This is a genomic window from Legionella drancourtii LLAP12, from assembly GCF_000162755.2.
GTDB lineage: Bacteria > Pseudomonadota > Gammaproteobacteria > Legionellales > Legionellaceae > Legionella > Legionella drancourtii.
This window is the reverse complement of the sequence record NZ_JH413818.1, coordinates 1-15,478: the sequence shown is the minus strand read 5'-3', so window position 1 is coordinate 15,478 and position 15,478 is coordinate 1. Positions and strand designations below refer to the sequence as shown.

The following is a 15,478-nucleotide window of genomic DNA, read 5'->3' as shown; positions in this document are numbered from 1 at the left end:
CTGTGAGTCCAGTACGTAGGTGGATCCTGATATCCAACAGCGGTATCAATAAGTTATACTTAACTTATTGAAGAAATTGATTGTTGGGCTTTATAATAGTCCATAGCAGTTAGGTTAAGAACTATGCCTACGTTTCGCAGTTTATCCGCGGAATCCACAGCGATCTTCGTCTGCGCACAAGATCCTTTGATCCCGTGGGCAAGTGCGGAGGTAGGCATAGGATTTTTCCTTAGCGTGATTGCCATGGGTTTTATCGCTCAACCTACATAAAAGGAATAAATATGCGCATAGTAATGCTGGTTATTTATATACTACTTATTATTATTGGCGTTAGTTTCGCAGCGTTGAATGCTGCCTCTGTAGATGTTAATTTTTATTTTAAAACCGTTTCCATGCCTATTTCTGTTCTTATTACCATTATGCTCGGCATTGGTATTCTTATTGGCTTTATTCTCTTTATTGGCCGTTATTGGCGTTTAAAGGCTGAATGCAATAGAATAAAAAATCAATTAAAATTGACCGAAAAAGAAATTAAAAATTTACGTTCAATTCCTTTACAAGATCAGCATTAATCTTACTATGATGGAACTTAAAAAATATGCAGGAGGGGAGTATTAAATGATTGATTTGTGGCCATTATTACTGCCTGCAGCCGCATGGTCAGGCTGGTGGGTGGCAAACCGCAATAAGTCCAAGTCAGATCCCAACCTTTATAATCGTTTATCTCGTGAGTATGTCGTTGGATTGAATTATTTATTAAACGAACAATCAGATAAAGCAGTTGATATCTTTATCAAGTTATTGGAAGTTGACAGCGATACAGTTGAAACTCACCTTGCGTTAGGGAGCTTATTTAGACGGCGCGGAGAGGTTGATAGAGCAATTCGCATTCATCAAAATTTAATCGCACGACCACAGCTCAGTATTTTGCAGAGAAAAGAGTCATTAATGGCTCTAGGACAAGATTACATGAGTGCGGGTGTATTTGATCGTGCCGAACGAATTTTTTTAGAAGTTGTTGAATTAGGTGGTTCCAAAGAAACCAGCAGTTTGCATGGTTTATTGGCAATTTACCAGCAAGAGAAAGCTTGGGAAAAAGCTTTGGATGTCATCAAAAAACTGGAAATTACTACGGGTACCAGTTTCCATACCCAAGCCGCTCATTATTATTGTGAAATGGCAACTCAGGCACTTAAAGCCAATAATGTCGACAAAGCGGCTTATTGCATTAAGCAAGCCATTAATGTCGATGCCGAATCAGTACGTGCAAGTTTAATGCATGCTAGTATTGAAATGAAAGAAGGGCGTTATAAGCAAGCCATTCGCTCTTTAAAACGTGTTCCGCAACAAGACGCGGATTTTTTAACAGAAATTATTGAACCTTTGGTCATTTGCCATAAAGAATTAGATTCAATGAGTGATTGTGTTAATTACTTGGAACAGACCTTGGAGAATAATCCAAGAGCTTCAGTAATCTTTGTGATTGCAGATTATCTAAGGCAACACAAGAATATGGATGCCGCAATTGATTTTGTAGCGGGTAACCTGAGCAAACATCCATCAATACGAGGTTTAAACCAATTAATTTATTGGCACCTTGAATCTGCTCATGGAAAAGTACGTGACAAATTACAAATGCTTTATGATATAACGAGTAAATTTTTAGACAATAAGCCGGTGTATCGATGTGGTCATTGCGGTTTTGGTGGCAAACATCTGCACTGGCATTGTCCTGGTTGTAAAAACTGGGGCAAAATGAAGCCAGTTCATGGCTTAGAAGGGTATTAATAGTAGCGCTTTGGTAACGTAAAGGCATACACCTAGCAAAGCGGTACAATTAACGTTTATAGACTATTTTGAAGAGACTATGATGCAATTTATCGATTTAAAAACACAGTATTCTTTAATTGAGCATGATATTTTAAGCAGCATTAGAAATGTATTGAATCATGGTCAGTACATTATGGGCCCTGAAATTGCACAGTTGGAAAAGCAGTTAGCTGATTTTGTTGGCGTAAAGTATGCCATTGTTAATTCAAGTGGAACTGATGCTTTACTGATGGCATTAATGGCATTAGAAATTCAACCGGGTGACGAGGTTATTACTAGTCCTTTCAGCTTCTTTGCTACCTCAGAAGTAATTAGTCTTTGTCATGCTAAACCGGTTTTTGTTGATATCGATCCGTTAACTTATAATTTGGATCCAAAACAGCTAGAAGCTGCGATTACTAGTAAAACGAAAGCAATCATGCCTGTAGGTTTGTATGGGCAGTGTGCGGAGCATGATGCCATTAATGCAATTGCTGATAAATATGGCATTGCTGTGATTGAAGATGCTGCGCAAAGTTTTGGTGCAACATACCATGGTAAACGCTCTTGTGCTTTATCAACAATTGGTTGCACTAGTTTTTTCCCTTCTAAGCCTTTAGGAGGATATGGTGATTCTGGAGCTTGTTTTACCAATGATGATGCGTTGGCAAAAAAACTGCTTGAAGTACGAATCCATGGTCAAAATGCACGGTATTGCCATAGCCGTATTGGTATTAATGGCCGTATGGATACAATTCAAGCTGCTGTTTTACTTGAAAAAATGAAGTTATTCCCAGATGAAATCACCATGCGTCAAAAAGTTGCTAAGCGTTATGATCAGATGCTTTCTTCGTTAGTAAAGACCCCCTTTATTCACAGTCATAACACGAGTGTGTATGCACAATATACTATTGAAGTTGATAATCGTGATGAGTTCCAGCAATCCATGCAAGAATCTGGAATTCCTACAGCAGTTCATTATCCAGCTCCTTTGCATCTACAAGCGGCGATGGCTTATTTAGGTTATTCAGTAGGTGATTTTCCGTACGCAGAAAAAGCCAGTCAACGTGTAATTAGCTTACCTATGCATCCTTATTTACAAGAAGCAGAGCAAGTAAAGGTTGTTGAAGCAGTTAAAAATGCATTGATGTTACAAAAAGAAGAGGCGCTGGCTTAATGTCATCTCAATTAATTGTTGCACTGGATTTTGATCGTGAGCAGGATGCTTTAAATCTGGTTGAAAAACTTGATCCCCAACTGTGTGCATTAAAAGTAGGCAGTGAGCTCTTTACACTTTTTGGAACTCAATTTGTAAAACAATTAATTGCCCGGCAATTTAAGGTTTTTTTGGATTTAAAATTTCATGATATCCCTAATACGGTGGCTAATGCATGCAAAGCTGGTGCTGATTTAGGGGTATGGATGATGAATGTCCATGCTTCCGGCGGAATGAAGATGATGCATTCCGCAAAGCAAGCTATAGAACCTTATGGTGTAAACCGGCCTATACTCATTGCAGTGACGGTATTAACTAGCTTTAGCCAAACAGAACTCACATCAATTGGTATCAATGTTCCTGTAATTGAACAGGTGAAAAAATTAGCTCTTTTAGCAAAAGATTCTGGTTTAGATGGCGTGGTGTGTTCGGCGCAAGAAGTTAAAGCAATTAAACTGGAATGCGCTAGCCAATTCATTGCTGTTACTCCAGGAATTCGCTTAGCAAGTGATGCTTTAAATGATCAAACGCGCGTTATGACTCCCAAAGAGGCTATTATTGAAGGGAGCGATTATTTGGTTGTAGGGCGCCCAATTACCCAATCGGCTAATCCAGAAATGGTTGTTACTCAAATTTTAAAAAGCATTCTCTGAGATTGGGTTACCATACCGGCATTGAGAATCATTCTTCTATTTTTAGAGTCATAAGCCACCCGGTTTGTTCTTTTTAAATAAATCATCAGCTCCTTTCTCAAATGATCCAAGTTCCTTAGCAGAATCAGTTATGCGTTTCCCAAAAAAAGTATTGTAATAACTATGCGGTGATTTTATTGCAACAATTACTGCAGGTATAACGGCTATCGCAGCAAGAATACCAAGTACAGCTTTAATCTCAGGGCTGAGTTTGCCCCAGATACCGCGATGGATCTGCATTTCTTTTTTAGATTTTGTAATAGCGTCTTTAACCGCATCGTCGAATTGCTTAAAAGCTGATGGTTCTGCTGAGTTTTTAGTAAAAAAAACATAGGATGATTTTTGCAAAGCATTATATAATTCATTCGCAGCTTTGCTCACTCCTCTGTATTTAGGATTATAGCAGGCTCTGCCTTTAGTACCTTTCTCTATAAGTTGATCTGTTTTTATTTTAAGCTTATCTAATAACTGTTCAAATTCAATTTGGAATAAAGCTGGTGATACAAAACCAGCGATATTCTTTGCAACGGCCACTTCAATATGTTGTAAATAGTTACTAGTCGCAATTAGTGTGCGGTTTATGTTCTTCAACTCAGCGGTAATGGCTTTATCTTGTAATAATTGCTTAAGTAATTCTTGATTATGGGGAACGAGTCTTATTCCACTGGGAATTTTCATTAATTGTTCGGCAAGTAAATAGACACTCGGGTTTGTAGCCATTTCCTTTACTCTACCTAAGTAGCCGAAAGCAAATTCTTTTTTATGAGATGCACATTCATAGCTGATTAATTTACCAGCTGACATTGCTTCAACAAAAGAATTATCCCCCGTTGTTCCTACTAAGTCATCAGACAGTAGGGGTAAAGATTGCATTGTGGTGAAAGGAAGTGATGCCGAATAAAGTACACGATAACATTTGGATTTTTGACTAGAAACGTTTGAATAAAGCGCTTCTTCTTCACCATTGTCCATATTGAGAAACACAATATCTGTATACCCACTCTTAGTTAACTCAGGTATTGCACGTCGTAAGGCATTTTTTTTGCATTCTATATCATCTCCAAGACAAATTATATCTTGAGACAGTCCCGATGTTTCGGAAAAAACAATATGCTCTGAGAGAAAAAAATCGATTGGAGCTCTCTTTGTTAAATCGAGGACATCTTGACCATTCACCTTTATGTAACTTACATAATCTTTAATGTGTTCATGGCTGTACTGGTAACTAAGACCATGAGTTTCGCGATACTGTAAGTATTCATCGCTGGAGCCAGTTTGGGGTGCTAAATATCGTTTAATTTTATGGTCAAGCTCATCAAATGCTTCTTTTATCACTTTTTGAGAAATTATTGTATCTTGAGTTGCATCCAATAATTTTTGGTTCGGGAATACCCCCACCTCTCCTCTATTTTTTTTATTAAATCCCGAAGGAATTTTAATTTTTCCCTGAGGAGTAAGATCATTGCCATATTCTGGCATAAAAATATAGGGGACATCAGTAGCATTCCGTAAGATGTCTATCATTTGTTCGTCTTCTTTATTAAAAGAAGAGCGGTTAAGTAGGGCTGCCTCAATATAGCAGTCAACTTTTAGATCGGACTTCTTAAACATTGACATTGTTTGAACTTTAATTAAAGGATTAAAAGCTGCAACAAATCTATCAGTAATTTCTTTATGATTAACTCCTTTGGAACCCTCCATAAGATCAGGCACAACAATAATAATATTGTCAGTATATCCATTTTTTCTAAGTTGTTTTTGTAAGAAATCGGCAATTTTTACTGTGTGAACAATATCCCCACTACCATCAAAATGACGTGCTGTAAAAAAAATGATGGCCATTTTCTGTCTCAAAAGATTAAAATAATTACAATTATAGGCCTGTACTATATGTGGAGTCAATCCTGAGCATAAACAGCGTTAACTTAATGGCCACGTCTATTTAACTCCTCGCAAATTCGTGTTAATTATATTATAGAGACTAGGTTATTTATCGCTTATTCCTACGTTCCAGGGTAGGGTATAGAAGCATTTAAGGAGCTTATCAAGGAATAAATTAAAAGGAGTTATTTCAAAGTCATATAATAGACACGCTTAAAGGAGCTAAGTGATGACGCCACAACACGTAATAAGTCAATTACTAGAATCTGATACCAAGTACCCCAATAATTTGAACTTATTAAAAAAAAATTATTGTCACTGCTCAATTAGGTCGTTTACAAATTAACGGCTTACCCCCGGATAATAAGATTTCATTAGCTAATTATTTATTTGATAACGAAGGTATCCTGTTTGATTTTACTCGCTTATGTGAAGAAAAAAGAAAAGTATTTACTCACTGGCTATTAGATGCACATCAACAGGATAAAAGCAGGGCGCATTTTCGTGGTATTTCGGTTAACGAGTATCGTGGATTCACTGCGGAGTCTTTTTTATCGTGGTGGGGCATGCTCAAAAATTGGTTAAAGAAAAAACATTCAGATTATTGGAAAATAATGGATTTAACTCTATCTCTTCATTATCAATTGACTGGAATTGAAATGTTTCATGGGGAACATGGCATTCTTATTGGTTTTGATCAGTTTTTAGCGCCAGCAACAGGTACTAAGTATCATGAACCCAATGATTCGCAAAAAGAACCTTTGGGTAATACGAAAAGGGTTTTCATTACGGAGCGGCTCGTCGAGCAACTTATTGAATGCGATATACAGAAACAACCCTTTGATGCAATATGTAAAAAGCCACACCCGCAATCTATTCATGTATTTAACATGCAAGAACGTTTGGGGCAAATGTACGATTATCGGAATATGCAGCGATTTTTAGCATTGCAGCCCTGGTATATTCGCATGTGGACTTTATTATTTCCCTGGCTTAGGGAAGGGCATAAAAGTAAAAGCAAGCCCGTGGTTGATAACCACCTGATCTCCTTGTATCAAAGCGACACCATTCACATTGAACAATATTCTAAGACCTTTGAGATATTAGTTAAAGAAAGGAGGCCGGAAATTGAAAATATCGTCTATTGTGGCGGTGGTGCAAAAATTTTTGGTCATGTAGGATTTTGGAAAGCCCTAAATGCAGCAAACATTCATCCATCTAAATTTGCCGGAAGTTCTGCCGGTGCAATCATGGCTTTACTCTGTTATTTGGGGTATGTCGCAGATGAAATTGCAGAGTTTTTTAAGAATTTTCGACAAGAACATTTGATTCACTTTGATATTAATATTAATGGGATTTCGGATACGCACTCATTAAAAACGGCTCTTGATTATGCGATTGCCTATAAACTTGAGCTCATTACGACGAAATATAAAATCCCTTATCCTGAAGGAAAAATTACTTTTGCGACGCTTGAAACAATAAGAAAACAGTGTCCAGAATGTGGTTTAGGCACTGAATTAGTGGTTACAGCAACGAATAAGCGCCTGCAAAAGACGCGCTATTTTTCATTACATCGTTCACCCACTTTTGAGGTTAGCGAAGCAGTTAAAATTTCGGCAAGTTTCCCCATTGTTTATCGCTCAACCTCAATCGATGGCGAAGAACACAATGATGGTGGAATATTGACTAATTTCCCCACAGAAGCTTTTTTTGATGATTTTTCTACCTTATTGGAATCAGAATATGGCAATAATTTAAAAGTGTTAGCAGTACAGTTTGATAATGGAACAGAGCGAACTGCGATTGATAAGATGATGAAGAAGGTTTATAAGGAAAATTTTTTCATTAATTGGATTTATCGGTTACTTACTGGTGTAAATGATCCGGCAAGTGGCTGGGAACAAGATCGCCTGAAATTACGTAAATATTCATCACAATCTATTGTGATTAATGTAAATAATATCTCCAGCAGTTCTTTTTCAGTAGATGAGAAAAGCCGATTACAAATGATCCAGGCAGGGTATGAAGCAACAATGAGTTATCTGAACGCTCGCTATATAAAAGATGAAAAGGGTAATTATCAAAATGATGAATTTATGTATACTAAATTCAGTTCTATTGCTGATTTGTTATCTTATTGTTGTTATCGAGGAAATCATCATTGGTTTGAAGTGGTAGGTAATTTGATCGCTACATCTAATCTACCAGGTAAGGCGGACTTGCTCACCCAAGTTGAAGAGCTAAAAGTGCTTCATTTTAAATCCAAAGATACTTTAAAAAGTAATTTTTTGCTTGATGACAATTCCATTACTTTTTTTGGTAATACAGTACCTAAGGAACCTCTTTCTCAGAGTGCAACTGAAAAGCATAAAATTTTATTAGCGATATATCCAGTTCTTTTAAAATTAGCACCTGAATTATTGAAAGACAGTACGGATAAAAAGATTTTTGATTATGCACGACATTCATTTACATTGCATTCACCTTTTGTCTGTCTAGAGCATTTTGCAAAAATTAGGAATTCAATGAATGTTGTTTTACATATTGTGATTAATTTAATAAAAGAGCTTAGGGACAATCCTTGTCAGAAGATTTACGATGAGTTTAAAGCAGTGCTAGCGGTGCTTGAAAATCACCCGGATCTTTATAAAGAAGAGCATTATGGAATATGGAGTTTATCCCTTGCACAAAGTATACGTACATTGCATCTTTTGAATGGCATTCAACCCTCATTGACATCGCATCTGCTAAAATCATTGGTTAAGGGTGAGGAAACGATGCAAACAATCATTGCAGGTAAATATTGTGACGATTTTAGTGATTTGGATTCTGAAGAGAGTAGTTCTGTTTTAACTGTTTAAGTTTGCTGACTGAATTTAGGTTTCACGCTATACTGTTTTTTTTATTAAGACTTGCTTTATGTACAGTAATACGACGCTATATTATTTGAATCAAATGGGAATTAGGCCTTGGATCAAGAGATCGAACACGTTATCTGTGCTTGAGGAAGATGAGGCTGTAAAACAAGAGGCATTGAAATTACTTGTTTTTACTTCGTCAACGTTGAGTATTAAGGCACAAGCTCTTTTGTCACAGATGATGGCTTATCTTAATTTACCTGAACAGGAGTTAAGTATTATTCCTGTTCAGGAACGCGACTCATTAAATAATTATAAAGCTAAAATAGAGCAGCAAACACCACGAGCCATTCTGGTTCTAGGTTTAGAGAGGCATCAGTTTGTAATGGATGCAAATTTGCGTTGTCCTGTACTTAATAGTATTGATCCAGATTACTTAATTACAAATCCAGCTGAAAAAGGAACGGTTTTTAAAGCACTGCATTCCCTTAAGCAATTAGTCTCCTAAGACTGCTATGAAAATAAAAGGATTTACATTGCTGGAATTATTAATCACCCTTGTTTTATTGGCGTGTTTATCTTCGCTAGCAGCTGTTTCCTATTCTTCTTTACTCCGCAAAAATGAGCGGCAAGTTATTGTGGATGAGCTAAGAACCGCAGTGCACTATGCTAAAATTCAAGCGCTTATTCTCGGTAATCCTGTTTCGCTTACACCTTTAGATGCTTCATTAAATTGGTCAAAAGGAATGGTATTAAGTACCTGGAGAAAGAAAAATAATAAAATGGAGACACTTTATCAATGGCAATGGCATCATCCACGCTGGAACTTAACTTGGATTGGGGCGCGTTCTTCTGAGCGTGTGATTGTTTCTAATAATCCTGCTAGCGCTATTAGTAATGGTCATTTTACCTTGGTGAATGCAGACACTCGTCAAAATGTAGTAATTGTCTTAAATCGATTAGGACGAATAAGAATAGAGTCGGCTGATCTTGCTACTCGTTCGTGAAATCTCCCCCTTGTCTAAGTAAGCGCTTGTCGCTAGCACATTAATTTTGTAAGATCATGCAGAGCCTCTTTCATAAAATCTAAATCCATGCCAATTAATACACAGCTGATTTTTTCATTAAAAGCATCGTGCTCTAAACAGTTTTTAGAGTGGATTAATTATCAATCTTCATTGACTGATAAATTACGCAAAGTCAAAGGCGAGGTGCAATTAGAGCTGATTGGGCAACAATGGATAAATACCGATTTATGGTCTCAAAGCCTCCTTGATATTCAGGATGCAACTCTTTTTCAACGCGAAATTTTAATGAGAAGTCAGGATGTTGTGTATTGGTACGCCCGAAGTATTATTCCGCAAGAATGTTATGCTCTTGATCCTGTTTTTTTTGAGCGTTTAAAAAATGAGTCCATCAGAAATTTAATTTTTGAAGATGGCCGAGTACAGCGTATCAATTCAATCAATTATGCAGTAGATAATCAATGCGTTGAGTTTTATTGGGTAAAAAAACACCTTATTGCGGTTGATGGTATTTTGTGGGTACGTATTGCCGAATATTCCTTTCAGCGGAAAGAATCTTTTTATGTAGTAGAAATCATGCTGCCTGAATTAGGAGATGTAACACTATGAAATGGAATGCTTATTGGCGCTTAATGCGCTTTGATAAACCGGTAGGTACTCTATTACTTTGGTTCCCGACAGCCTGGGCTTTATGGATTGCAAATCGTGGCATTCCCTCACTGAAATTATTGATATTATTTTTTAGCGGTACTGTATTAATGCGTGCGGCAGGCTGTGTTATTAATGACATTGCTGACCGAGACATTGACAAGCATGTGACGCGAACAAAACTTCGTCCTTTAACCTCGGGGGAGCTTAATTTGCAGGAGGCGCTTACTTTATTAGCGGTCTTACTTTTTAGTGCTTTACTAATATTGATTAATTTACCGTGGGATTGTTTTTATCTGGGGTGTATTGCCCTATGCATTTCCTTTCTCTATCCGTTTTGCAAACGTTTTTTAAGTGCACCTCAATTTGTTCTTGGACTGGCTTTTTCAATGGGTATTCCCATGGCTTTTGTCGCGTCCAACATACCTTTAAACGTGGAGTGTGCTTTATTATTTGTGCTCAACTTTGCCTGGATCGTTGCTTACGACACCATGTATGCCATGACAGATAAAGAAGATGATTTGCGTATTGGGGTGAAATCTACAGCGATTTATTTTGCAAGTTATGATCGTTTAATTATTGGTCTACTTCAATGTTTATTACATGGGCTATGGTTGTATTTGGCTTTGAACATGCACGCCAATAAGTGGTTTTATATTTTTTGGTTTGCTGCAGCTGTAGTATTATATCACCAGCAAAAATTGATTAGTAAACGCGAACATGCCTCCTGTTTGAGAGCATTTATTATTAGCGTTTATTATGGTGCGTTTATGTGGCTTGCAGTGGGCGTCGGGGCTTAATTATGCCCTTTGAATCTTTAAATGAACCTCATTCGGATACCATTAGATTTCAAGCATTACTAACAATAGAAATTGTAGCTGGTAGTTTGCTCCATGGATTCCTTCGGTGGATTTTTATTAAAATCAAAAATATATCCAGATTCAGAATTCAGTTCATTTGTCAGATCATCAATGAGTCTTTGTATTAATGGGGGATTCTCATTAACATCAGATTGGGAAATAAGTGGTTCATGAAAGAAGGAGGTACAGTAAGGTGCTCTTAAATCTTCCATAAGTACATTTTTTACTTTGGCAGCATCAAATAGCATACCATTTAATTCCAATTGGTGAATTATATTATCTGCTAAATGGCTTCTTACTTTTTCTCTTTCTGCAAATTGAGATAATACAGTTTCTCCTAATGTGTTTTTATAATGGTTAATAATAGAATTCGCTGATTTTTTAATATTTTTGCAGGAAGTAGCAGTAATTTCATTTAAATAACGAGTATTACTAACTCGAGGATTTTCAAAAATTTTGTCAAAAATACATTTTCCATCTGTATCAAGTGTTAAGCATACAGAGATAGCATATATTAAAAATAATGCTTGCTCTGAGGTTTGGGTTTTAAATAGTTTATCTTCTAAAATGTTGTCATCAAGACGACCATGTAATTGATAATAGTTGCTTCCGTTAAAGTTGGTGAGCTCCTTATCAATGGTAATTGCATAAAAACGGTTGCCTTTTTTTATTAAACCTATATTGTTTCCTTTAGGTTGCAAGTCAGTATCCGACAAGAAAAGCGCTGCTAAATCTAAAGTAAATAAATTACCACTGATTTTATAAATGGTGCCATCAAATTTATTTATAATTAGTTGATTTTCAATGTTTAACTCATAGGTATCACGCAATATCTGCAGTTCAGAAGGTAAAGAATTATCAACATCCGGTCTTAGTACATGAATTGGAATATAATTCTCTATTGCTTGAGATGCCATTAAATAATTTTGCTCGCCTTGTTGTAGGTCAATAATTCTGATTTTAGGTGTATTAATTCCAAGAGCCAACAGTACCTCACAGGCAAAATACTCAAGAAAATTATGTTTTGCTAGATAATAAACAGAGTGTTTCTTGCTGGAAGTTTTGAGGTGAGCCCCTAAGGATGAACCTCCATATTGGGGGCCTGTTGTTTTACTAAATAGAGATATATCTTTTAATAAAGAGCTCGTGTTATTTGATTTTTTATTTTTAAAATCATTTTTTCGTGAAAAAAACATTTGAGTCCTACAAAAGAAATACTTAATATATTTTAACTGATCAATATTAAGGCAATATGATTGCCTATTATTGAGTCAATAGATCTCCAGTAGTTGCCTAAAAGCAAACTAATATTATCCACTAGATTGGATTGCATATTTTGCAATAAAGGGGGCACTAGAGGAGCCACAATTAGTGCCTGATTGGTTACTGTGTATTTGATAATTGCCGTTTCTGGTACCGGGGCATTCTCACCTACAGTGACAACTAGTGTAAGTAATATGCCCCGATTCTTGGGTGTGGTCCCCGTTACTTTGCTGGCAAAAAATCAAATGGTTTTGTCGGTTTGAATAGTTTTGATACTTCACCCGCGTGAATCTCACCATTTTCCACCGCTAAGCTAAGAACTGGGGCATTAGGGGCAAAATTTAAGCTTTTTAAGTCAATCCAAAAAGTATTGGGATAAGTTGATGAGTCATAATAATAGAGCATATTTTTTTGATCAGAAAGAGTACGCCATAATGTCGATGCAATATTCGGTTTCTTGGGCGTAGTAATTCCTAAAGGCACAGAAACTGAGCGCATAACTCCTAATACACTTGCAATAGCTTGATAAGTATATGCTTGCGCAGGCACTGCTTGAATATAATTACTGCTTATTTGTGTGGGAATAGATTGAATCAAAAATGACGCTCTCGCAAATCGATCCGCAGCGCGGCTTGTCCCCGGCAAAAACACATCACCATTAATTTCCTGCCAGTATTCGTTTATGGCTAATTGCTTGCTGTATATTGGTGAGTTAGTCATGACTTGATATTGTTTCCCATGATGAATAACCAACTCGCCGCCAACATACTCAAGAATTGCTGAATCTCCGCTTGGATCGGACAGTGATAAATGGACTTGGCTCGGTGTTCCATTAGGAAGGTTCGGTGCAATAATTTGGAAGATATTTTTCGACATGGCATCAACAGCTTCATTTACCGTAGCGAAATTATCTAAAGCATACTGCCCCCAAATGCTCACAGATAAAGGAGGATTACCTTTTTTAGCACTACCATAATCCGATTCAGCTAAATAAAGCATATTCATCACCAAGCCACGTTCATTCATGCCATCAGCGGTAGCAATATCATAAACTGAGGTAACAACCGAGCCGTATTTTGATGTCCACTTCGGTGAGTCAGGACCTGCTAAGCCATCGCGTTGCATACCCTTGGGGAATACCCAGATGCTCGAATGCATGTTTTCCATCCAGTCCATGGAGCGGCCGGTAATGATAAGATTATCTGAGCCTAAATAAACAGCTCTGGTGCACGCATTGACTGTTGGTATTTGGATTAGCAATAAGGCTGAGCAGAGTAGTAACGATGTTTTTTTTAGAGAAAATTTTTTCATTATTCAATCCTTGAATTTAGGTGTGATTCTATGAGTTAAACTCTCGATATTAGATATCAGGTGCACAAGAAATCATACTCCATCATTCTTGCGAACACGACATAAATTTTATTCCCTGTAGGCTTTGGGGTAAACGAACGGTTTTTCTGGCAATATTTACTAGTTTCATGGACGAGAACATTGCGTTGTTGCCCTGTGATGTCAGATGATTTTGCTAGGAGAGCCCATATTAGAGGTTTACTAATATGAGCCTTTCTATAGACAAAAAATAACGCTATATTTTATTTTTAAACGTAACCGCTTCCTCAGAACCACCGGTTACGTTACCAGCCGTATAAGAATGTGCTCCCGTTCCTGCAAGTTTGCCTTTATCTACAATCAGATAGACATCACGAATAGGACGTTCCTCAAGCCAGCACTCCAATATTTCACGTGTACCTGCTGCATAACGAGTTTGTGCTGAGAGCGAGGTACCAGATATATGTGGTGTCATCCCATTGTGAGGCATGGTGCGCCAGGGATGATCTTTAGGTGCCGGTTGTGGGAACCACACATCGCCAGCATAACCTGCAAGTTGGCCATTTTCACATGCCTTAACAATTGCTTCACGGTTACAGATTTTTCCGCGCGCAGTATTAATAAGATAAGCGCCACGTTTCATTTTGCTAATTAACAGCTCATCAAACATGTTTTCTGTTTCAGGGGTCAATGGACAATGAATGGAGATCACATCACAAACGGGTACTAAGGATTCCACATTCTCATGAAAGACTAAGCCCAATTCTTTTTCAATAGCTTCAGGTAAGCGGTGACGATCCGTATAATGTAATTTAACATCAAAGGGTTTTAAGCGTTTTGCTACGGCTAAAGCGATGCGTCCTCCTGCAACAGTGCCTACGGTCATGCCTTCAAGATCGTAAGAACGTTCTATGCAGTCAGCAATATTCCAACCTTTATTAATCGCCCACTGATGCGATGGCAGGTAGTTGCGAACTAAAGATAAAACCATCATCACTACGTGTTCAGCAACGCTGATACTGTTTGAATAAGTTACCTCGGCAACCGTAATGTTGTTGTCAATCGCTGCTTGCAAATCGACATGATCCGAACCGATACCCGCAGTAATCGCTAACTTTAATTTTTTTGCTTTAGCGATGCGCTCAGGAGTTAAATAGGCAGGCCAAAAAGGTTGGGAAATAATAATGTCCGCATCAACTAATTCTTTTTCAAATACAGAATTAGGGCCATCTTTATCTGCGGTAACAATAAACTGATGTCCTTTTTCTTCAAGGAACTTACGTAATCCAAGTTCTCCTGATATGGAACCTAATAAAGTCCCGGGTTTAAAATCAATGTGTTTGGGGTTTGGTACGGTTTGTCCATCAGGGTAATGATCTATTTTTGGTAGATCATCACGAGCATAAGAGGTTGGGTAACCATTGACTGGATCATCATAAAGAACACAGAGAATTTTAGCCATTATTTTTCCTTAAAAAATGATTAATTTAGTTAGGGCAAGAGCCATTTTATATGTTCAGGATTAAGGTAAACAAAAGATTCTACCCAACCCAATTAATACCTACATTCTGAGGTAAATCAAACATCTCTGGTGAAATTAATATTCAAAGTACGCATATACGTTTGTAAACCCGCGTCTTGTACTGGAGATACAATCGCATCTTGATTTGATTCAAGCCATACCTCGTATTAGGTATGATACTCAAGAGGTTTGTATAAGCAAGGGAAAAATCGTTTTGGATAATGTTGTAAATTATTCGCATCAATAAACCTGTTACCATAAAACATATGAAGCTCACCTCTTCAAAAAATTGATCTCTTGAATTATGTAATAAGATGTTATTATTCGTATGTTTGAGAATAGAGCAGCACTTTTAATTTTAAAAATTTGCTC

Annotated in this window: 13 protein-coding genes; 9 read left to right on the top strand and 4 right to left on the bottom strand. The window is 37.2% G+C overall.

Going from position 1 to position 15,478, the window contains the following annotated elements:
* The first annotated feature begins 281 nt into the window (after positions 1-281).
* The 4 genes from LDG_RS08050 (at position 282) to pyrF (ending at position 3,678) form a co-directional block, all read left to right on the top strand.
* Positions 282-572 carry a lipopolysaccharide assembly protein LapA domain-containing protein gene (locus tag LDG_RS08050; RefSeq protein ID WP_006870765.1) on the top strand — a complete coding sequence of 97 codons (291 nt, stop codon included), beginning with the start codon at positions 282-284 and terminating at the stop codon, positions 570-572.
* 46 nt (positions 573-618) lie between these two features.
* The gene (gene lapB, locus LDG_RS08045; RefSeq protein ID WP_006870764.1) at positions 619-1,788 is read left to right on the top strand and encodes a lipopolysaccharide assembly protein LapB; all 1,170 of its coding nucleotides are present in this window, start codon (positions 619-621) and stop codon (positions 1,786-1,788) included.
* An 82-nt stretch (positions 1,789-1,870) separates the two neighbouring features.
* Positions 1,871-2,986, top strand: coding sequence for a DegT/DnrJ/EryC1/StrS family aminotransferase (locus LDG_RS08040; protein ID WP_006870763.1), 1,116 nt, complete (start codon positions 1,871-1,873; stop codon positions 2,984-2,986).
* Positions 2,986-3,678, top strand: coding sequence for an orotidine-5'-phosphate decarboxylase (gene pyrF / locus LDG_RS08035; RefSeq protein WP_006870762.1), 693 nt, complete (start codon positions 2,986-2,988; stop codon positions 3,676-3,678). The genes LDG_RS08040 and pyrF overlap by 1 nt, the downstream gene beginning before the upstream one ends.
* Positions 3,679-3,726: 48 nt before the next feature.
* Here the strand turns inward: pyrF and LDG_RS08030 are convergent, their stop codons facing one another.
* Positions 3,727-5,559 (bottom strand): hypothetical protein, encoded by a 1,833-nt coding sequence (locus LDG_RS08030; protein WP_006870761.1) that lies wholly within the window; start codon positions 5,557-5,559, stop codon positions 3,727-3,729.
* Positions 5,560-5,906: 347 nt separating this feature from the next.
* Here LDG_RS08030 and vpdC point away from each other — a divergent pair, with 347 nt between their 5' ends.
* The 5 genes from vpdC to ubiA all read left to right on the top strand — a co-directional run bounded on the left by vpdC (position 5,907) and on the right by ubiA (position 10,932).
* Positions 5,907-8,462 (top strand): Dot/Icm T4SS effector VpdC, encoded by a 2,556-nt coding sequence (gene vpdC, locus LDG_RS08025; RefSeq protein WP_324602960.1) that lies wholly within the window; start codon positions 5,907-5,909, stop codon positions 8,460-8,462.
* A 58-nt stretch (positions 8,463-8,520) separates the two neighbouring features.
* Positions 8,521-8,967: a DNA polymerase III subunit psi gene (locus tag LDG_RS08020; protein WP_083821403.1), complete on the top strand. Its 447-nt coding sequence runs from the start codon at positions 8,521-8,523 to the stop codon at positions 8,965-8,967.
* Between the two features lie 7 nt (positions 8,968-8,974).
* Positions 8,975-9,466 carry a GspH/FimT family pseudopilin gene (locus LDG_RS08015; protein WP_040534949.1) on the top strand — a complete coding sequence of 164 codons (492 nt, stop codon included), beginning with the start codon at positions 8,975-8,977 and terminating at the stop codon, positions 9,464-9,466.
* An 87-nt stretch (positions 9,467-9,553) separates the two neighbouring features.
* The gene (locus tag LDG_RS08010) at positions 9,554-10,093 is read left to right on the top strand and encodes a chorismate--pyruvate lyase family protein (protein ID WP_006870757.1); all 540 of its coding nucleotides are present in this window, start codon (positions 9,554-9,556) and stop codon (positions 10,091-10,093) included.
* Positions 10,090-10,932: a 4-hydroxybenzoate octaprenyltransferase gene (ubiA, locus tag LDG_RS08005; RefSeq protein WP_006870756.1), complete on the top strand. Its 843-nt coding sequence runs from the start codon at positions 10,090-10,092 to the stop codon at positions 10,930-10,932. Before LDG_RS08010 ends, ubiA begins: the two co-directional genes overlap by 4 nt.
* A 59-nt stretch (positions 10,933-10,991) precedes the next feature.
* Here ubiA and LDG_RS08000 read toward each other — a convergent pair whose 3' ends face one another.
* The 3 genes from LDG_RS08000 to LDG_RS07990 form a co-directional block, all read right to left on the bottom strand.
* Positions 10,992-12,188 (bottom strand): hypothetical protein, encoded by a 1,197-nt coding sequence (locus LDG_RS08000; RefSeq protein WP_006870755.1) that lies wholly within the window; start codon positions 12,186-12,188, stop codon positions 10,992-10,994.
* Between the two features lie 289 nt (positions 12,189-12,477).
* Positions 12,478-13,566 carry a linear amide C-N hydrolase gene (locus tag LDG_RS07995; protein ID WP_006870753.1) on the bottom strand — a complete coding sequence of 363 codons (1,089 nt, stop codon included), beginning with the start codon at positions 13,564-13,566 and terminating at the stop codon, positions 12,478-12,480.
* A gap of 274 nt (positions 13,567-13,840) precedes the next feature.
* Positions 13,841-15,046, bottom strand: a complete 1,206-nt coding sequence (locus LDG_RS07990) for an NAD-dependent formate dehydrogenase (RefSeq protein WP_006870752.1) — start codon at positions 15,044-15,046, stop codon at positions 13,841-13,843.
* Between the last annotated feature and the right edge of the window lie 432 nt (positions 15,047-15,478).

Bases quoted from the DNA above. Each gene is read 5' to 3' on its own strand.
- LDG_RS07990 (WP_006870752.1), bottom strand. From the start codon at position 15,046: ATGGCTAAAATTCTCTGTGTTCTTTATGATGATCCAGTCAATGGTTAC.
- LDG_RS08015 (WP_040534949.1), top strand. From the start codon at position 8,975: ATGAAAATAAAAGGATTTACATTGCTGGAATTATTAATCACCCTTGTT.
- LDG_RS08000 (WP_006870755.1), bottom strand. From the start codon at position 12,188: ATGTTTTTTTCACGAAAAAATGATTTTAAAAATAAAAAATCAAATAAC.
- LDG_RS08020 (WP_083821403.1), top strand. From the start codon at position 8,521: ATGTACAGTAATACGACGCTATATTATTTGAATCAAATGGGAATTAGG.
- LDG_RS08040 (WP_006870763.1), top strand. From the start codon at position 1,871: ATGCAATTTATCGATTTAAAAACACAGTATTCTTTAATTGAGCATGAT.
- LDG_RS08010 (WP_006870757.1), top strand. From the start codon at position 9,554: ATGCCAATTAATACACAGCTGATTTTTTCATTAAAAGCATCGTGCTCT.
- LDG_RS08030 (WP_006870761.1), bottom strand. From the start codon at position 5,559: ATGGCCATCATTTTTTTTACAGCACGTCATTTTGATGGTAGTGGGGAT.
- ubiA (WP_006870756.1), top strand. From the start codon at position 10,090: ATGAAATGGAATGCTTATTGGCGCTTAATGCGCTTTGATAAACCGGTA.
- LDG_RS07995 (WP_006870753.1), bottom strand. From the start codon at position 13,566: ATGAAAAAATTTTCTCTAAAAAAAACATCGTTACTACTCTGCTCAGCC.
- pyrF (WP_006870762.1), top strand. From the start codon at position 2,986: ATGTCATCTCAATTAATTGTTGCACTGGATTTTGATCGTGAGCAGGAT.
- LDG_RS08050 (WP_006870765.1), top strand. From the start codon at position 282: ATGCGCATAGTAATGCTGGTTATTTATATACTACTTATTATTATTGGC.
- lapB (WP_006870764.1), top strand. From the start codon at position 619: ATGATTGATTTGTGGCCATTATTACTGCCTGCAGCCGCATGGTCAGGC.